Source organism: Modestobacter sp. SYSU DS0875, from assembly GCF_054050915.1.
This window is the reverse complement of record NZ_JBJHAH010000006.1, coordinates 38104-56110: the sequence shown is the minus strand read 5'-3', so window position 1 is coordinate 56110 and position 18007 is coordinate 38104. Positions and strand designations below refer to the sequence as shown.

At 75.1% G+C, this 18007-nt stretch carries 17 protein-coding genes; 15 read left to right on the top strand and 2 right to left on the bottom strand.

Annotated elements, in window-relative coordinates:
• Positions 1-12: 12 nt before the first annotated feature.
• Complete coding sequence (gene bldD, locus ACI79Y_RS04900; protein ID WP_457084345.1) at positions 13-558, bottom strand: transcriptional regulator BldD; 546 nt, start codon at positions 556-558, stop codon at positions 13-15.
• Between the two features lie 209 nt (positions 559-767).
• Between bldD and pyrR the strand changes: the two genes are divergently transcribed.
• From pyrR to ACI79Y_RS04825, 15 genes are all read left to right on the top strand, one after another.
• Complete coding sequence (gene pyrR, locus ACI79Y_RS04895) at positions 768-1343, top strand: bifunctional pyr operon transcriptional regulator/uracil phosphoribosyltransferase PyrR (protein ID WP_457157394.1); 576 nt, start codon at positions 768-770, stop codon at positions 1341-1343.
• Complete coding sequence (locus ACI79Y_RS04890) at positions 1340-2269, top strand: aspartate carbamoyltransferase catalytic subunit (protein ID WP_457157393.1); 930 nt, start codon at positions 1340-1342, stop codon at positions 2267-2269. Before pyrR ends, ACI79Y_RS04890 begins: the two co-directional genes overlap by 4 nt.
• Entirely contained in the window at positions 2266-3555 is a 1290-nt protein-coding gene (locus tag ACI79Y_RS04885) for a dihydroorotase (protein ID WP_457157392.1), read from the top strand. Before ACI79Y_RS04890 ends, ACI79Y_RS04885 begins: the two co-directional genes overlap by 4 nt.
• Positions 3552-4727, top strand: a complete 1176-nt coding sequence (carA, locus tag ACI79Y_RS04880; protein WP_457157391.1) for a glutamine-hydrolyzing carbamoyl-phosphate synthase small subunit — start codon at positions 3552-3554, stop codon at positions 4725-4727. Before ACI79Y_RS04885 ends, carA begins: the two co-directional genes overlap by 4 nt.
• Positions 4728-4729: 2 nt before the next feature.
• Positions 4730-8041, top strand: a complete 3312-nt coding sequence (gene carB / locus ACI79Y_RS04875; protein ID WP_457157390.1) for a carbamoyl-phosphate synthase large subunit — start codon at positions 4730-4732, stop codon at positions 8039-8041.
• Positions 8038-9003 carry an iron-sulfur cluster-binding protein gene (locus tag ACI79Y_RS04870; RefSeq protein WP_457157389.1) on the top strand — a complete coding sequence of 322 codons (966 nt, stop codon included), beginning with the start codon at positions 8038-8040 and terminating at the stop codon, positions 9001-9003. Before carB ends, ACI79Y_RS04870 begins: the two co-directional genes overlap by 4 nt.
• Positions 9000-9956: a dihydroorotate dehydrogenase gene (locus ACI79Y_RS04865; protein WP_457157388.1), complete on the top strand. Its 957-nt coding sequence runs from the start codon at positions 9000-9002 to the stop codon at positions 9954-9956. The genes ACI79Y_RS04870 and ACI79Y_RS04865 overlap by 4 nt, the downstream gene beginning before the upstream one ends.
• A complete protein-coding gene (pyrF, locus tag ACI79Y_RS04860) occupies positions 9953-10852 on the top strand; it encodes an orotidine-5'-phosphate decarboxylase (protein ID WP_457157387.1) in 900 nt (299 codons plus the stop codon). Before ACI79Y_RS04865 ends, pyrF begins: the two co-directional genes overlap by 4 nt.
• Positions 10853-10863: 11 nt before the next feature.
• A complete protein-coding gene (locus tag ACI79Y_RS04855) occupies positions 10864-11181 on the top strand; it encodes a hypothetical protein (protein ID WP_457157386.1) in 318 nt (105 codons plus the stop codon).
• A 234-nt stretch (positions 11182-11415) separates the two neighbouring features.
• Positions 11416-11772, top strand: a complete 357-nt coding sequence (mihF, locus tag ACI79Y_RS04850; RefSeq protein WP_457157385.1) for an integration host factor, actinobacterial type — start codon at positions 11416-11418, stop codon at positions 11770-11772.
• Positions 11773-11818: 46 nt separating this feature from the next.
• Positions 11819-12397 (top strand): guanylate kinase, encoded by a 579-nt coding sequence (gmk, locus tag ACI79Y_RS04845; protein WP_457084323.1) that lies wholly within the window; start codon positions 11819-11821, stop codon positions 12395-12397.
• Between the two features lie 83 nt (positions 12398-12480).
• Positions 12481-12744: a DNA-directed RNA polymerase subunit omega gene (gene rpoZ, locus ACI79Y_RS04840; protein ID WP_153360746.1), complete on the top strand. Its 264-nt coding sequence runs from the start codon at positions 12481-12483 to the stop codon at positions 12742-12744.
• Positions 12745-12900: 156 nt separating this feature from the next.
• Entirely contained in the window at positions 12901-14118 is a 1218-nt protein-coding gene (gene coaBC / locus ACI79Y_RS04835; protein WP_457157384.1) for a bifunctional phosphopantothenoylcysteine decarboxylase/phosphopantothenate--cysteine ligase CoaBC, read from the top strand.
• Positions 14119-14254: 136 nt separating this feature from the next.
• The gene (gene metK, locus ACI79Y_RS04830) at positions 14255-15478 is read left to right on the top strand and encodes a methionine adenosyltransferase (protein WP_457157383.1); all 1224 of its coding nucleotides are present in this window, start codon (positions 14255-14257) and stop codon (positions 15476-15478) included.
• Between the two features lie 49 nt (positions 15479-15527).
• Positions 15528-17474 (top strand): primosomal protein N', encoded by a 1947-nt coding sequence (locus ACI79Y_RS04825; protein ID WP_457157382.1) that lies wholly within the window; start codon positions 15528-15530, stop codon positions 17472-17474.
• Between the two features lie 16 nt (positions 17475-17490).
• Here the strand turns inward: ACI79Y_RS04825 and ACI79Y_RS04820 are convergent, their stop codons facing one another.
• Positions 17491-17985: a hypothetical protein gene (locus ACI79Y_RS04820; protein WP_457157381.1), complete on the bottom strand. Its 495-nt coding sequence runs from the start codon at positions 17983-17985 to the stop codon at positions 17491-17493.
• Positions 17986-18007 lie beyond the last annotated feature (22 nt).

The following is an 18007-nucleotide window of genomic DNA, read 5'->3' as shown; positions in this document are numbered from 1 at the left end:
TCGGGAGCGTCCTCAGCGGGGGGTGCGCCGCCGGTCGCCGCCCCAGCTGGGCTCGTCGTCGTCCTCGGTGGCGTAGCCGACGCCGTCCGGGCCGGGGGAGAGGACGCCCCACTCGATGAGCCGGGTGGTCAGCTCGTCGGGGCTCATGTCGTAGATGATCGCCAGCGACTTGAGGTCCTCGGCGCGGATGGACAGCACCTTGCCGTTGTAGTCGTGGCGCTGCGCCTGGATGGTCGAGGCGTAGCGGGCCAGCGGCCCGGCCTCGTCGGCCGGCAGCGAGCCGAGCGACTCCAGGTTCAGCACGATCTTGGTGCTCTTGGTGACGGCGCTGCTCGGCCGCGGGTCGGGCAGCAGCTCGGACACCGGGACGCCGTAGAACACGGCGAGCTCGGACAGCCGCTGGACGGTGACCGCCCGGTCGCCCCGCTCGTACGAGCCGACGACGACGGCCTTCCAGCGTCCGTGCGACTTGTCCTCCACGCCCTGCAGCGACAGGCCCTGCTGGTTGCGGATCGCTCGCAGGCGGGCGCCAAGCGCCCGCGAGTAGTCGGTGCTCATCGTCTCTGCTCACTGACTGTCGTCGGATGGGAGCCCTGCTGGTGACGCAGAGTACCGAGCCTGCGTCCGGAGCGACAGTCGGGCGGCACCCCGAGGGGGCAGATCGGCTGATCCGAACACGGTCGGAGGTCACATCGGCCGGTGCAGTACCGTCGTCGCCGGTCCCACTCCTTTAACGACCCGTCCAGTGAGGCGGGGAAGGAGGCCTGATGGCCGACTCATCCGACCTGCCCGCACCGCCGCTGCTCGGCGCCGACGACCTCGCTCGCGTGGTCGACCGGATCGCCCACCAGCTGATCGAGAAGGCGGGCAACTCCCTGGCCGACCTCGTGCTCGTCGGCATCCCCACCCGCGGCGCTCCGCTGGCCCGCCGGCTCGCCGCCCGGGTCGAGGCGTTCTCCGGCACCGCCGTCAACGTCGGCACCGTCGACATCACCCTCTACCGGGACGACCTGCGGCGGCGCGGCGTGCGCGCCCTGGAGGACACCCGGCTGCCCGGGACCGGGATCGACGACCGGCTGGTGGTCCTCGTCGACGACGTGCTCTTCTCCGGCCGCTCGGTGCGCGCCGCCCTGGACGCGCTGCGCGACCTCGGCCGCCCGCGCGCCGTCCAGCTGGCGGTGCTGGTCGACCGCGGGCACCGCGAGCTGCCGATCCGAGCGGACTACGTGGGCAAGAACGTGCCCACCTCCCGCAGCCAGAAGGTCGAGGTCCACCTCGCCGAGGTCGACGGGCTCGACGAGGTCCTGGTCACCGGCGGCGCGGAGCGGGGTGGTGACCAGTGAAGCGGCACCTGCTCGAGGCCGGCGACCTCGACCGGGACGACGCGACCCTGGTGCTGGACACCGCGGCCCAGATCGAGCAGGCGCTGGCCGGGCGCGAGGTCAAGAAGCTGCCCACCCTGCGCGGACGCACCGTGGTCAACCTCTTCTACGAGGACTCCACCCGCACCCGGATCTCCTTCGAGCTGGCCGCCAAGCGGCTGAGCGCCGACGTCATCAACTTCTCCGCCAAGGGCAGCAGCGTCTCGAAGGGCGAGAGCCTCAAGGACACCGCGCTGACCCTGGAGGCGATGGGCGCCGACGGCATCGTCGTCCGGCACGGTGCCTCCGGGGCGCCGCACCGGCTGGCGCACTGGGTCCGCGGCAGCGTGGTGAACGCCGGTGACGGCACGCACGAGCACCCCACCCAGGCGCTGCTGGACGCCTACACGATCCGCCAGCGGGTGGGCCGGCTCGACGGTGTCCGGGTGGTGATCGTCGGCGACGTGCTGCACAGCCGGGTGGCCCGCTCCAACGTCTGGCTGCTGGCCACCCTCGGCGCCGAGGTCACCCTGGTCGCCCCGCCGACGCTGCTGCCGGTCGGGGTCGGCAGCTGGCCGGCGCGGGTCGGCTACGACCTGGACGCCGTGCTGCCGAAGGCCGACGTGGTGATGATGCTGCGGGTGCAGGGCGAGCGGATGAACGCCTCGTTCTTCCCCAGCGCCCGCGAGTACAGCCGCCGGTACGGGCTGGACGCCCACCGGATGGCGGCGCTGCCCGACGACGCGATCGTCATGCACCCCGGCCCGATGAACCGCGGCATGGAGATCGCCGCCGAGGTGGCCGACTCGGCCCGCTCCACGATCGTCGACCAGGTCGGCAACGGCGTCAGCGTGCGCATGGCCGTCCTGTACCTGCTGCTCGGCGGCGCTCCTGAGGGGACCTCGTGACCACGTACCTGATCCGCAACGCCCGCCCCTACGGCGAGGACGCCGTCGACCTGCTGCTCGACGACGGCCGGATCGCCGCCCTCGGCACCGACCTGGCCGCCGACGGCGCCCGGGTGGTCGACGCCGACGGGCTGGTCGCCCTGCCCGGGCTGGTCGACCTGCACACCCACCTGCGCGAGCCGGGCCGGGAGGACGCCGAGACCGTGGAGACCGGCAGCCGGGCCGCGGCGCTGGGCGGCTTCACCGCGGTGCACGCGATGGCCAACACCGACCCGGTCGCCGACACCGCCGGCGTCGTCGAGCAGGTCTGGCGGCTGGGCCAGCAGGCCGGGCTGGTCGACGTCGTCCCGGTCGGGGCGGTCACCGTCGGGCTGCGCGGGGAGCGGCTGGCCGAGCTCGGCGCGATGGCCGACTCCGCCGCCCGGGTGCGGGTCTTCTCCGACGACGGGCACTGCGTGGCCGACCCGGCGCTGATGCGCCGGGCGCTGGAGTACGTGAAGGCCTTCGACGGCGTCGTCGCCCAGCACGCCGAGGAGCCGCGGCTCACGGTCGGTGCGCAGATGAACGAAGGCGACCGCTCCGCCCGGCTGGGCCTGGCCGGGTGGCCGGCCGCCGCCGAGGAGGCGGTGATCGCCCGCGACGTGCTGCTGGCCGGGCACGTCGGCGCGCGGCTGCACGTCTGCCACGTGTCGACGGCGGGTTCGGTGGAGATCCTGCGCTGGGCGAAGTCCCGCGGCGTGCAGGTGACCGCGGAGGTCACCCCGCACCACCTGCTGCTCACCGACGAGTGCGCCGAGGGCTACGACCCGGTGTTCAAGGTCAACCCCCCGCTGCGCACGGCCGAGGACGTCGAGGCGCTGCGGGCCGGGCTCGCCGACGGCACCATCGACGCCGTCGGCACCGACCACGCCCCGCACGCGGTGGAGGACAAGGAGAGCGAGTGGGCCGCGGCCCGCCCCGGCATGCTCGGGCTGGAGCAGGCGCTCTCCGTCGTCGTGCAGACGATGGTCGAGCCGGGCCGGCTCGACTGGCGGGGCGTCGCCGACCGGATGTCGGTGCGCCCGGCGGCCATCGGCCGCCGCAGCTCGCACGGGCGGCCGCTGGCCGCCGGTGAGCCCGCCAACCTGCTGCTGCTGGACCCCACGCACCGGGCCACCGTCGACCCGGCCGCGCTGGCCAGCCGCAGCCGCAACAGCCCCTATGCCGGCCGGGAGCTCCCCGGCCGGGTGGTCGCCACGTTCCTCCGGGGCGAGGCGACCGTGCTCGACGGAAAGGCAGTGAAGTGACAGCCCAGGAAGCGATCCTCGTGCTCGAGGACGGGCGCACGTTCCGTGGCGAGGCCTACGGCAAGGTCGGGACGACGGTCGGGGAGGCGGTCTTCTCCACCGGCATGACCGGCTACCAGGAGACGCTGACCGACCCCAGCTACGCCCGGCAGATCGTGGTGATGACCGCCCCGCACGTCGGCAACACCGGCGTCAACGCCGAGGACGACGAGAGCCGCCGGATGTGGGTGGCCGGCTTCGTCGTCCGCGACCCCGCGCGCCGCCCGGCGAACTGGCGGGCCACCGGCAGCCTGGACGACGAGCTGGCCGCGCAGGGCGTCGTCGGCATCAGCGGCATCGACACCCGGGCGCTCACCCGGCACCTGCGCGACCGCGGCGCCATGCGCGCCGGGATCAGCAGCGAGGGGCTCGACCGCGACGAGCTGCTGGCGAGGGTCACCGCCAGCGAGGCGATGACCGGGGCGGACCTGGCGCCGCTGGTCAGCGCGAACGACCCCTACGTCGTCCCGGCGGTGGGGGAGAAGCGGTTCACCATCGCCGCGCTGGACCTGGGCATCAAGACCGCCACCCCGCGGGCGCTGGCTGAGCTCGGCGTGGAGACGCACGTGCTCCCGGCCACCGCCACCGCCGCGGACCTGCTCGCGCACGGGGCCGACGGCGTGTTCATCTCCAACGGCCCCGGCGACCCGGCCGCCGCCGACTACGCCGTCGCGGCGGTGCGCGGGGTCCTGGAGGCGGGCCGGCCGCTGTTCGGCATCTGCTTCGGCAACCAGATCCTCGGCCGCGCGCTCGGCCTGGGCACCTACAAGCTGCGCTTCGGCCACCGCGGCCTGAACCAGCCGGTGCTGGACCGGGTCAGCGGCACGGTGCGGGTCACCAGCCACAACCACGGCTTCGCCGTCGACGCCCCGCTGGACCGGACCACCGACACCCCGTTCGGCCCGGTCGAGGTCAGCCACGTCGGGCTCAACGACGACGTGGTCGAGGGGCTGCGGCTGACCCAGGTGCCGGCGTTCAGCGTGCAGTTCCACCCGGAGGCGGCCGCGGGTCCGCACGACGCCAACCCGCTGTTCGGCCGGTTCGTCGACCTGATGGCCGCCGAGCGCCAGCGTGGGGAGGCGGTCAGCCCGCCGCTCACCGTCCAGGACACGACCGGCGAGAAGGAGGCCTGAGGATGCCCAAGCGGACAGACCTCCAGCACGTGATGGTGATCGGCTCCGGGCCGATCGTCATCGGCCAGGCCAGCGAGTTCGACTACTCCGGCACCCAGGCCTGCCGGGTGCTCAAGGCCGAGGGGCTGCGCGTCAGCCTGGTCAACAGCAACCCGGCCACGATCATGACCGACCCCGAGGTCGCCGACGCCACCTACGTGGAGCCGCTGACCCCGGAGTTCGTCGAGCGGGTCATCGCCGCCGAGCGCCCGGACGCGCTGCTGGCCACCCTGGGCGGGCAGACGGCGCTGAACATCGCCATCGGCCTGTTCGAGAACGGCGTGCTGGAGAAGTACGGCGTCCAGCTCATCGGCGCCGACGTCGACGCGATCAACCGCGGCGAGGACCGGCAGCTGTTCAAGGAGATCGTGCGCTCGGTCGGCGCCGACGCCCCGCGCTCGAAGGTCTGCGCCACCGTCGAGGAGGCGCTGGTCACCGCCGAGGAGGTCGGCTACCCCGTCGTCATCCGGCCCAGCTTCACCATGGGTGGGCTGGGCTCGGGGTTCGCCACCGACGAGGCGATGCTGCGCCGGATGGCCGGCCACGGCCTGGCCGACTCGCCCGTGCACACCGTGCTCATCGAGGAGTCGGTGCTCGGCTGGAAGGAGTACGAGCTGGAGCTGATGCGCGACCGCAGCGACAACGTGGTCGTCATCTGCTCGATCGAGAACATCGACGCGATGGGCGTGCACACCGGTGACTCGGTGACCGTCGCCCCGGCGATGACCCTCACCGACCGCGAGTACCAGCGGATGCGCGACGTCGGCATCGACGTGCTGCGCGAGGTCGGCGTGGAGACCGGCGGCTGCAACATCCAGTTCGCGGTCAACCCCGACAACGGCCGGCTCGTCGTCATCGAGATGAACCCCCGCGTCTCCCGGTCCTCGGCGCTGGCGTCGAAGGCCACCGGCTTCCCGATCGCCAAGATCGCCGCCAAGCTCGCGATCGGCTACACCCTCGACGAGATCACCAACGACATCACCGGGGTCACGCCGGCGTCGTTCGAGCCGTCGCTGGACTACGTCGTGGTGAAGATCCCGCGCTTCGCCTTCGAGAAGTTCCCCGGCGCCGACCCCCGGCTGACCACCACGATGAAGAGCGTCGGCGAGGTGATGGCCATGGGCCGGAACTTCACCGAGGCGCTGGGCAAGGCCATGCGCTCCACCGAGACGGCGGCCGCCGGCTTCTGGACCGCGCCCGCGACCCGGGCCACCGCCGAGGAGCTGCTGGAGCAGCTGCGCACCCCGGTCGACGGCCGGCTGTACGTGGCCGAGCAGGCGCTGGCCGCCGGCGCCACCGTGCAGCAGGTGTCGCAGGCGTCCGGCTTCGACGAGTGGTTCGTCGACCAGATCGCGCTGGTGCACGAGCTGGGCGAGGAGGTCCGCCAGGCCCCGGCGCTCACCCCGGAGCTGCTGCGCCGGGCCAAGCGGCACGGCCTGTCCGACCGGCAGGTGGCCGCGCTGCGGCCCGAGCTCGCCGGGGAGGACGGCGTGCGCATCCTGCGCTGGCGGCTGGGCATCCGGCCGGTCTACAAGACGGTGGACACCTGCGCGGCCGAGTTCGCCGCCCGCACCCCGTACCACTACTCCTCCTACGACGAGGAGAACGAGGTCGAGCCGCGGGAGAAGCCGGCGGTGCTGATCCTCGGTTCCGGCCCCAACCGGATCGGGCAGGGCGTCGAGTTCGACTACTCCTGCGTGCACGCGGTGATGGCGCTGCAGGACGCCGGCTACGAGGCGGTGATGGTCAACTGCAACCCGGAGACCGTCTCCACCGACTACGACATCGCCGACCGCCTGTACTTCGAGCCGCTGACGTTCGAGGACGTGCTCGAGGTCGTCGAGGCCGAGCGCGCCGCCGGCCCGGTCGCGGGGGTGATCTGCACCCTGGGCGGGCAGACGCCACTGGGCCTGGCGCAGCGGCTCAAGGACGCCGGCGTGCCGGTGCTGGGCACCTCGCCGGAGGCGATCGACGCCGCCGAGGACCGCGGGGAGTTCTCCCGGGTGCTGGCCGACACCGGGCTGCTCGCGCCCAAGCACGGCATGGCGACGACGTCGGCCGAGGCGAAGGCGGTCGCGGCGTCGATCGGCTACCCGGTGCTGGTGCGCCCCTCGTACGTGCTGGGCGGGCGCGGCATGGAGATCGTCTACGACGACGCCACGCTGGAGTCCTACATCACCAAGGCCACCGACGTGAGCACCGACCACCCGGTGCTGGTCGACCGGTTCCTCGAGGACGCGGTCGAGATCGACGTGGACGCGCTCTACGACGGCACCGAGCTGTACCTGGGCGGGGTCATGGAGCACATCGAGGAGGCCGGGGTGCACTCCGGTGACTCCGCGTGCGCGCTCCCCCCGATCACCCTGGGCGGCGGGGAGATCGCCGGCCTCCGGCGGGCCACCGAGGCCCTGGCGGCCAGGATCGGTGTGCGCGGGCTGATGAACGTCCAGTACGCGCTCAAGGACGACATCCTGTACGTGCTGGAGGCCAATCCCCGGGCCAGCCGCACCGTGCCGTTCGTCTCCAAGGCGACGGCGGTGCAGCTGGCGAAGGCGGCGGCGCGGATCGCGGTCGGCGAGTCCATCGCCGAGCTGCGGGCGGCCGGGGTGCTGGCGGCCAGCGGTGACGGCGCCGACCTGCCGGCCGACGCCCCGATCGCGGTCAAGGAGGCGGTGCTGCCCTTCCACCGGTTCCGCACCGTCGACGGTCACGGCGTCGACACCGTGCTCGGGCCGGAGATGAAGTCCACCGGTGAGGTGATGGGGCTGGACGCGGAGTTCGGCACCGCCTTCGCCAAGTCCCAGGCCGCGGTCTACGGCGACCTGCCCACCGAGGGCACCGTCTTCGTCTCGCTGGCCAACCGGGACAAGCGCTCGGCGGTCTTCCCGGTCAAGCGGCTGGCCGACCTCGGGTTCCGCGTGCTCGCCACCGCCGGCACCGCCCAGGTGCTGCGCCGCAACGGGGTGCAGTGCGAGGTGGTCGGGAAGTTCAGCGAGGGCCCGGGCAACATCGTCGAGCGGATCCAGGCCGGCGACGTCGACATCGTGGTCAACACCCCGTTCGGCACGCCCGGCAACAGCGGGCCCCGGCTGGACGGGTACGAGATCCGGGCGGCGGCGGTGAGCGCCGGCATCCCGAGCATCACCACCACCCAGGGCCTGGCGGCCGCGGTGCAGGGCATCGAGGCGCTGCGTCGCGGGCACCTGGGCGTGCGCAGCCTGCAGGACCTGCACCGGGCGCTGGCCGCCGCCCCGCGTCCCGGCGCCCCGGCATGACCGGCGGGCTGCTGACCGAGCCGGCGCCGGCGGCGCCGCGCCCACCCGTGCAGCGGGTGGTCGCGGTGGCCGGCCGGCGTCCCGTCGGCGCGTACGTGGAGCTGAGCTTCGCTGCCCCGGAGGTGGCCGAGCGGGCGGTGCCGGGCCAGTTCGTCGCCTTCGCGGTCGGCGGCCCCACCTCGGCGAACCTGCTGCGGCGGTCCATCGCGATCGCCGGGGTGGGTGGCGGCCAGGTGCAGGTGGTCGTCGCCCCGCACGGACCGGGCTCCAGCTGGCTGGCGGGGCTGCAGCCCGGCGACGTGGTCGACGTCGTCGGCCCGCTGGGCCGCCCGTTCCCGATGCCGCCACCGGGTACCCCGGCGCTGCTGGTCGGCGGCGGGTACGGCGCCGCCGCGCTGGTCGGGCTGGCCGGGCGGCTGCGCGCCACCGGCTCGGAGGTCGCGGCGGTCACCGGTGCGGCGTCGGCCGGGCGGCTGTGCTCGGTCCAGGAGCTCGGGTCGCTGGCTGCGCCGTTCGTGGTGATGACCGACGACGGCAGCGCCGGGCGCCGCGGCTGGGTCACCGAGGCGGTCGCCGAGCTGGTCAGCGGCGCCGGGGTGGTCTACGCCTGCGGACCGATGGGCATGCTCCGCGCGGTCGCCGACGTGGCGACCGCCGCCGGGGTGCCCAGCTACGTCGCCGTCGAGGAGTCGATGGCCTGCGGCATCGGCGTCTGCATGACCTGCGTGCTGCCGGTGGTCGGCGCCGACGGGCGCACCCGGTTCGCCCGCTCCTGCGTCGAGGGTCCGGTCTTCGGCGGTGACCGGGTCCGCTTCGCCGACGTCGGCACCCTGCCGGCGGACGTCGTCGGCGCCGACGCCATGGGGCTCACCCCGCCCGCCGTGCCCACCCCGGCCGGCGCACCCCCCACCCCGGTCGCACCGCCCGAGGCCGGCCCCGGCGCCCCGGGAGCGTCCTCGTGACCGTCGGACAGGCCGCGCCCGCGGTGGACATGCGCACCGCCCTCGGCCGGGTGCCGGTGCCCAGCCCGGTCCTCACCGCGTCCGGCTGCTCGGGCTTCGGCCGGGAGCTGGAACCGTTCGTCGACCTCACCGCGATCGGCGCGGTGGTCACCAAGTCGGTGCAGCTGCGGCCCCGCTCCGGCCGGCCGACGCCGCGGATGGCCGAGACGCCCAGCGGGATGCTCAACTCCATCGGCCTGCAGGGGCCCGGCATCGACGGGCTGTTGGCCGAGGACCTGCCGTGGCTCGCCCAGCGCGGCGCCCGCGCGTTCGTCTCCATCGCCGGCACCCGGGTGGAGGACTTCGCCGAGCTGGCCGCCCGGCTGCGCGGTGTGCCGGGGGTGCTGGGCATCGAGGTCAACATCTCCTGCCCGAACGTCGAGAGCCGCGGCGAGGTGTTCGCCTGCGACCCGGTCGCCGCCCGCGACGTCGTCGCGGCGGTGCGCGAGGCCGCCGACCCCGCGCAGCCGGTCTACGCCAAGCTGAGCCCCGACGTCACCGACATCGTGACGATCGCCCGCTCGGTGGCCGACGCCGGCGCCGACGGGCTGTCGATGATCAACACCCTGCTGGGGCTGGTCATCGACCCCGACACCATGCGGCCGGTGCTCGGCGGCGTCACCGGCGGGCTCTCCGGCCCGGCGATCCGCCCGGTGGCGCTGCGCTGCGTCTGGCAGGTGCACCAGGCGCTGCCGCAGGTGCCGATCCTGGGCATGGGCGGCGTCCGCAGCGGCCTGGACGCGCTGCAGTTCGTGCTCGCCGGCGCGAGCGCGGTCAGCGTCGGCACGGCGGTCTTCAACGACCCCTCGGCCCCGGCGCGCATCCACGCGGAGCTCGCCGCGGCGCTGGCCGCGCGGGGGTTCGGCTCGCTGACCGACGCCGTCGGGCACGCGCACCGGCCGGTCGGCTCGTGAGCCGCCCGACGCACGCCGAGGTCGACCCGTTCGGCGTCCGGCTGGCCGCCGCGGTGGGCGCACGCGGTCCGCTGTGCGTCGGCGTGGACCCGCACCGGCCGCTGCTGCTGGACTGGGGCGTCGGTGACGACCTCGATGGGCTGCGCCGGTTCACCGACCTGGTGGTCGACGCGCTCGCCGGGCACGTGGCGGTGCTCAAGCCGCAGATGGCCTTCTACGAGCGGCACGGCGCCCGCGGGGTGGCGGTGCTGGAGGAGGCGGTCGCCCGGGCCCGGGAGGCCGGCACCCTGGTGCTGCTGGACGCCAAGCGCGGCGACATCGGCTCGACGATGGACGCCTACGCGGACTACCTGCGCAGCGACCACCCGATGCAGGTCGACGCGCTGACCGTGAGCCCCTACCTCGGTCCGGAGTCGCTGCAACCGGCGGTCGGCACGGCGCGCCGGTTCGGCGGCGGGCTGTTCGTGCTGGCCCGCACCTCCAACCCCGACGCCGCCACGTTCCAGTCCGCGGTGGTGGGGGACCGGTCGGTCGCGCAGACGGTCGTGGACACCGTCGGGCGCTGGAACGCTCCTGACTGGCTGGTGGGCGACCCGGCGCCCGATCCCGCGGCCCTCGCCGACCAGCAGCGGCGCTTCGGGGCGTTCACCGGGTCCTTCGGTGTCGTCGTCGGCGCCACGCTGTCCGAGCTCGACGTCGACCTCACCGGGCTGCGCGGCCCGGTGCTGGCCCCGGGCCTGGGGGCGCAGGGCGGCACGGTGGCCGACCTGCGCCGGCTGTTCGGCGCGGACCAGGCCGTCGTCCCCACCGTCTCCCGGGACGTGCTGTCCGCCGGCCCGGACGCCGCGGCGCTGCGCGCCGCCGCCGACCGGTGGACGGCGGAGCTGTCGGCGTGAGGCCGGGCGGCGTGAGGCGGGCGGTGCCCTGGCTGGTGCTGGCGCTCGGCGCCGGCCTGGCGATCGCCGGGGTGACCGTCTTCTGGCTGGCCAACGCCCACCCGCGCACCTGGACCGCGTACTCGGGTTCCTATGCGCCGTACCTGCCCGAGACGACCGAGGCGTACGAGAGCGAGCTGACCCTCACGTTCGACGCCGGCCCCACCGTGCTGTGGACCCAGCAGCACGTCACCGGTGCCGGGCTGCTGGTGACCGGGCTGTTCGTGCTCGCGGGGCTGGGGGGCTGGGTGCTCGGCCGGCGGTCCGGGCGGGGTGCGCGGGCGACCTGAGCCGCGACACGCGCGCTGACCAGCAGTGACGGGAAGGGTGCGCGGCGTGTCCGCCGGGACGCCCCGCCGGACAGCACACCGGCCTGGCGGTGCCGGCACCGGGGCAGGCGTGACCAGTCGGTCTCGGATGACTAGGTTGACGGCCGAGGCTCACACCGCGGGCCGTCGCGAACGAGCTGGATCACCGAAGAACTGCGCCGGCACGCGCCGGACTGAACACGATTGGGTTGCTCCGTGCCCCTTCCCGAGTTGTCCCCCGAACAGCGCGCCGCCGCCCTGGAGAAGGCCGCCGCGGCCCGCAAGGCCCGTGCCGAGCTGCGCGAGCGGCTGAAGAGCAAGGGCACCACGGTCGGCGACGTCCTCAAGCAGGGCGAGACCGACGAGGTGATCGGCAAGATGCGGGTCTCCGCGGTGCTCGAGTCGCTGCCCGGCGTCGGCAAGGCGCGTGCGGCGAAGATCATGGAGCGGCTGGAGATCTCGCCGACCCGGCGGGTGCGCGGGCTGGGCGCCAACCAGCGCCGGGCCCTGGAGGCGGAGTTCGGCGGCGAGCACGTCGAAGCCGACCAGGTCCCCACCGAGGGTGCCCTCTGACCGACTCCGCGGTGGTCCCAGACCACCCCGGTGCGAAGATCAACGAGTGGGACGACGAAACCGCGCGCGGCTGACCGTGCTCTCCGGGCCCTCGGGCGTCGGCAAGGGGACGGTCGTCGCCGAGGTCCGGCGCCGGCACCCCGAGGTCTGGGTGTCGGTGTCGGTCACCACCCGCAAGCCGCGTCCCGGTGAGGTCGACGGCGAGCACTACTGGTTCATCGACGACGAGACCTTCGACTGGCTGGCCGCCAACGACGGGCTGCTGGAGTGGGCCTCCTACGCGGGCAACCGCTACGGCACCCCGAAGGCGCCGGTCGACGAGCAGCTCGCCGCCGGGTCACCGGCCCTGCTGGAGATCGAGCTGCAGGGCGCCCGGCAGGTGCGGGAGCGCGCGCCGGAGGCCCAGCTGGTCTTCCTGGCCCCGCCGTCCTGGGCCGAGCTGGTCAGCCGGCTGGCCGGCCGTGGCACCGAGGCGCCGGAGGTCCAGTCCCGCCGGCTGGCGCTGGCGCAGGCCGAACTGGACGCCGCCGGCGAGTTCGACGTCGTGGTCGTCAACGACGACGTGGCCAGAGCAGCCGACGAGTTGGTAAGCTTGCTGACTGCGCCTCCGCCCGCTGGTCCCTGACCGCGGCCGAGGGCGCACCCGAGGCGACCGCGCGGACCCGTCCGCCGCCCGCCCGCACACCGAGTTGAGGAGCACGCCCGCCCGTGTCCGGAGTCGCACCCGCCCCTGAGGGCATCACCAACCCGCCGATCGACGAACTGCTGGAGCGCACCACCAGCAAGTACGGGCTGGTCATCTACGCCGCCAAGCGCGCGCGGCAGATCAACGCCTACTACAGCCAGCTCTCCGAGGGCCTGCTGGAGTACGTCGGCCCGCTGGTCGACACCGCGCCGCAGGAGAAGCCGCTGTCGATCGCGCTGCGTGAGATCAACGAGGGCCTGCTGACCCACACCGCCGGCGAGAATTAAAGGACCCCGGTCCTCCTCACCCCTCGCACGCCCGGGGCGAGCCTCTGGACCGGGGCCGCGGCTGGTGGCGTCGCCACCAGATCTCACGCCCGTTGTGATGACGAAGCCCCCGGCTGGTGCCGGGGGCTTCGTCGTGCCTGGGGGAGGATGGACGGCATGAGCCGGATCGTGCTGGGGGTGGGCGGCGGCGTCGCCGCCTACAAGTCCGCGCTGCTGCTGCGCGCGCTCACCGAGGCCGGGCACGACGTCCGGGTGGTGCCGACCGCCTCGGCGCTGCGGTTCGTGGGCGCGGCGACCTTCGAGGCGCTGTCGGGCAACCCGGTCACCACCGACGTCTGGGACGACGTCCCCGAGGTGGCGCACGTCCGGATCGGGCAGACCGCCGACCTGGTGCTGGTGAACCCGGCCACGGCCGACCTGCTCGCCCGTGCCGCTGCCGGCCGCGCCGACGACCTGCTCACCGCCACGCTGCTCACCGCGCACGCACCCGTCGTCTTCGTACCGGCCATGCACACCGAGATGTGGCTGCACCCGGCCACCCAGGACAACGTGGCCACCCTGCGCCGCCGCGGCGCGGTCGTGCTGCCCCCCGCGGTGGGCCGGCTCACCGGGCCCGACTCCGGCCCCGGCCGGCTCCCCGAACCGGCCGACGTCGCCGCGCTGGCCGCCGTCGTCCTGGAGCACGGCGCCGCCGCGCTCCGCCCGGACCTCACCGGCCGCCGCGTGGTGATCAGCGCCGGGGGCACCCGCGAGCCGCTGGACCCGGTGCGGTACCTGGGCAACCGCTCGTCCGGGCGGCAGGGGCAGGCGCTGGCCCGGGTCGCCGCCGCGCGGGGTGCCGAGGTCGTGCTGGTCGCGGCCAACGTCGCCGAGCCCGCCCCGTTCGGCGTCCGCACCGTCGCCGTCGAGACCGCCGAGGAGCTTCGCGTGGCGATGGCGGCCGAGGCGGCCGGGGCCGACGTCGTCGTCATGGCCGCGGCCGTGGCCGACTTCCGGCCGGTCTCGGTTGCCGACACCAAGCTCAAGAAGGGCGGCGCCGCCGAGCCGGACGCCGTGCCGCTGGCCCGGACCACCGACGTGCTCGCCGAGCTGGTGACCGCCCGGGCACCCGGGCAGGTCGTCGTCGGCTTCGCCGCGGAGACCGGGGACGCGGAGGGGGACGTGCTCACCCACGCCCGGGCCAAGCTGGCCCGCAAGGGGGTCGACCTGCTGGTGGTGAACGACGTCTCCGCCGGCCGGGTGTTCGGCCGGGAGGAGAACGAGGTCACCGTGCTGGCGGACGACGGGACGGTCACGCCGCTGCCGGCCGCCCGCAAGGACGCCGTGGCCGCCGGCATCTGGGACGCGGTGGCACGCCGGCTCCCCGGCGCGTGATCCCCGCCGCCTGGTCTCCTCGGGCACGCGCGCCGGCGCCACCCGACGGGGACCCGGCCCCGCCGGTAGGCTCGGCGGTCGAGCTCATCACCGGACGCGGATCCCGCGCTCGGCCGTCGATCGCAGGGAGAACCGAGTGGCACGCCGCCTCTTCACGTCCGAGTCGGTCACCGAGGGGCACCCCGACAAGATCGCCGACCAGATCAGCGACTCGATCCTGGACGCGATGCTGGAGCAGGACCCCCGCAGCCGGGTCGCCGTCGAGACGATGATCACCACCGGCCAGGTGCACATCGCCGGTGAGGTGACCACCTCCGGCTACGTCGACATCGCCGACATCGTGCGGCGCACCATCCTCGGGATCGGCTACGACTCCTCGCGCAAGGGCTTCGACGGCGCCTCCTGCGGGGTCAGCGTCTCCATCGGCGCGCAGTCCCCGGACATCGCCCAGGGCGTCGACACCGGCTACGAGTCCCGCCTCGCCGGCCTCAGCGACGCCGAGCACCGCGCGGCCATCGCCGACGACCTCATCGAGCGCCAGGGCGCCGGCGACCAGGGCCTGATGTTCGGCTACGCCACCGACGAGACCCCCGAGCTCATGCCGCTGCCGATCGCGCTGGCGCACCGGCTGTCCCGCCGGCTCTCCGCGGTGCGCAAGGACGGTTCCGTGCCCTACCTGCGGCCCGACGGCAAGACCCAGGTCACCGTGGTCTACGAGGACGACCGGCCGGTCGCCGTGGACACCGTGGTCGTCTCCAGCCAGCACGCCGAGGACATCTCGATCGAGACGCTGCTCGCCCCCGACGTGCAGGAGCTCGTCGTCGAGCCCGAGCTCGCTGCCCTCGGCCTGCCCACCACCGGCTACCGGCTGCTGGTCAACCCCACCGGCAAGTTCGTGATCGGCGGCCCGATGGGCGACGCCGGGCTCACCGGCCGGAAGATCATCGTCGACACCTACGGCGGCATGGCCCGCCACGGGGGCGGCGCCTTCTCCGGCAAGGACCCGTCGAAGGTCGACCGGTCGGGGGCCTACGCGATGCGCTGGGTGGCGAAGAACGTCGTCGCCGCGGGCCTGGCCCGCCGCTGCGAGGTGCAGGTCGCCTACGCCATCGGCGCCGCGCACCCGGTCGGGCTGTTCGTGGAGACCTTCGGCACCAACACCGTGCCGGAGGAGACGCTGGAGAAGGCGATCACCTCGGTGTTCGACCTGCGCCCCGGGGCGATCGTCCGCGACCTGGACCTGCTGCGCCCGATCTACGCCCCGACCGCCGCCTACGGGCACTTCGGCCGCACCGACGTGCAGCTGCCCTGGGAGCGCCTGGACCGGGTCGACGCGCTGAAGTCCGCCGTCGGCGTCTGAACCACTGACCGCCACGCTCGACCCCGACCCGGACCCACCCGCTCAGCGGGTGGCCCGGGTCGTCGTCGATGTGCCGCTGGCGCACCTGGACCGGCCCTTCGACTACGCCGTCCCCGACGAGCTGGCCGAGCAGGTCGTCGCCGGCTGCCGGGTCCGGGTGCGCTTCGCCGGCAAGCTGGTCGACGGGGTCGTGCTCGAGGTCGCCGGCTCCACCGACCACACCGGCAAGCTGGCGCCGCTGGCCAAGGTCGTCTCGCCCGAGCCGGTGCTCACCCCGGAGGTCGCCGAGCTGGCCCGCTCGGTCGCCGACCGCTACGCCGGCACGCTGACCGACGTGCTGCGGCTGGCCCTGCCACCGCGGCGGGCCGCGCCGGAGAAGCGCCCGGCGGCCGACCCGCCACCCCCGCCGCCGGCTCCGGACCCGGCCGGGTTCGCCCGCTACCCGACCGGCCCGCAGCTGCTGTCCGCCGTCGCCGACGGGGCGCCGGCCCGGGCGGTGTGGACCGCGCTGCCCGGCGAGGACTGGCCCACCCGGCTGGCCGAGCTGGCGCAGGCGGCGCTGTCCGGGGGGCGGGGCGCGCTGGTCGTCGTCCCCGACGGCAAGGACCTCGACCGGCTGGCCGCCGCCGCCGACGCGTTGCTGCCGGCCGGGTCGGTGGCGGTGCTGCGCGCCGACGCCTCACCCGACGTCCGCTACGGGCGGTTCCTGACCGCGGCCCGGGGCAGCGCGCAGGTCGTGCTCGGCACCCGCGGCGCCGTCCTCGCGCCGGTCCGCGACCTCGGGCTGGTCGTCGTCTGGGACGACGGCGACGACCTGCACGCCGAACCCCGCGCGCCCTACCCGCACGCCCGCGACGTGCTGGTGCACCGCGCCCACCTGGCCGGCTGCGCCGCGGTGGTCGCCGGCACCGCCCGCACCGCCGAGGGGCAGCTGCTGGTGGAGTCCGGCTGGGCGCACGAGCTGGTCGCCGACCGGGCGAACCTGCGCACCGCCGCCCCCCGCGTGCAGGCGGTGGGCAGCGACTTCGAGCTGGCCCGGGACGCCGCCGCCCGCACCGCCCGGCTGCCCACGCTCGCCTTCGACGTCGCCCGCAAGGCGCTGCAGGCCGGCACCCCGGTGCTGGTGCAGGTGCCCCGCTCGGGCTACGTGCCGTCGCTGGTCTGCGACCGGTGCCGGGCACCGGCCCGCTGCGCGCACTGCGGCGGACCGCTCGGCGTCGCGCCGCGCCCGGGGCCGGGCGGCACCCGGATCGCCGCCTGCCGGTGGTGCGCGCGGCCGGCGGCGACCTTCGACTGCCCGCACTGCCACGGGACGAAGCTCCGCGCCGCGGTGATCGGGGAGGCCCGCACCGCCGAGGAGCTCGGGCGGGCCTTCCCCGGCGCCGCCGTGCGGGTCTCCGGCCGCGGCTCGGGCGTGCTGGCCACCGTGCCGGGCGGGGCGGCGCTGGTGGTCGCCACCCCGGGCGCGGAGCCCGTGGCCGAGGGCGGCTACGGGGCGGCGCTGCTGCTGGACGCCTGGGCGCTGCTCGGCCGGGCCGACCTGCGCGCGGGGGAGGAGACGCTGCGCCGGTGGATGAACGCCGCGGCGCTCGTCCGCCCGGAGCAGCCGGTGGTGGTGGCCGCCGACGCCGGTCACCCGGTGGTGCAGGCGCTGGTCCGCTGGGACCCCGCCGGGCTCGCCGCCCGGGAGCTCGCCGACCGCCGGGAGCTCGGCTTCCCGCCGGCCACCCGGATGGCGTCGCTGTCGGCGTCGCCGGTGGCCCTGGCGGAGTTCCTGGACGCGCTGCGGCTGCCCGACCACGCCGACGTGCTGGGCCCGGTGCCCGAGCCGCCCCGCCCGGGGCAGGAGGGCGAGCGGGAGCGCTACCTGGTGCGGGTGCCGCGCACCGAGGGCACCGGGCTGGCCCGGGCGCTGCGCGAGGTGCAGGGGGTGCGCAGCGCGAAGAAGGCGCCCGAGCACGTGCGCGTGCAGCTGGACCCGCTGGAGCTGGCCTAGCCTTCCGTGCGCGGGGTCAGTCGGCCGACTGTGCCAGCAGCTCGGCGAGTTCGGCGTCCACCCGGGCGGAGGCGAGGTCCTCGGCGGCGCGCTCGGTGGCCCGCCGCCAGCGCACCGGCAGCGTGCAGGCGGCGGTGCCGACGCCGGCCAGGATGCCCAGCAGGAGGTGCGGACGCCGGTGGCCGCGGCGGCGCAGCGCCCGGGCGAGCGGGCGGTGGACGGCGGTGACGCCCAGCCCCCACGCGGTGCTGACCAGCCCCTGGTGGCGCAGCACCGCGTGGTCGGCCGGGTCGGCCGGCTCGATCGGCATCCCCTGGAAGGTCCGCCGCAGCGCGGGCAGGTCGTGGGCGACGGTCTCCGCCGCGACCACGGCGAGAACGGCGAGGTACAGCCGGCGGCGGGCGGCCGACCGGGCGGGGTGGTCGAGCGCTGCCTCGGCGCCGCCGACGGCCACCCCGTCGACGACGGTGCTGAGGACGGCGTGCAGGCGGTGGGTGGCGAGGGAGGCCATTCCTGCACCGTAGCCAGGTTCC

Excerpts from the sequence above, each read along its gene's own strand:
- bldD (WP_457084345.1), bottom strand. The coding sequence starts at position 558 with ATGAGCACCGACTACTCGCGGGCGCTTGGCGCCCGCCTGCGAGCGATC.
- pyrR (WP_457157394.1), top strand. The coding sequence starts at position 768 with ATGGCCGACTCATCCGACCTGCCCGCACCGCCGCTGCTCGGCGCCGAC.
- carB (WP_457157390.1), top strand. The coding sequence starts at position 4,730 with ATGCCCAAGCGGACAGACCTCCAGCACGTGATGGTGATCGGCTCCGGG.
- ACI79Y_RS04870 (WP_457157389.1), top strand. The coding sequence starts at position 8,038 with ATGACCGGCGGGCTGCTGACCGAGCCGGCGCCGGCGGCGCCGCGCCCA.
- coaBC (WP_457157384.1), top strand. The coding sequence starts at position 12,901 with ATGAGCCGGATCGTGCTGGGGGTGGGCGGCGGCGTCGCCGCCTACAAG.
- ACI79Y_RS04820 (WP_457157381.1), bottom strand. The coding sequence starts at position 17,985 with ATGGCCTCCCTCGCCACCCACCGCCTGCACGCCGTCCTCAGCACCGTC.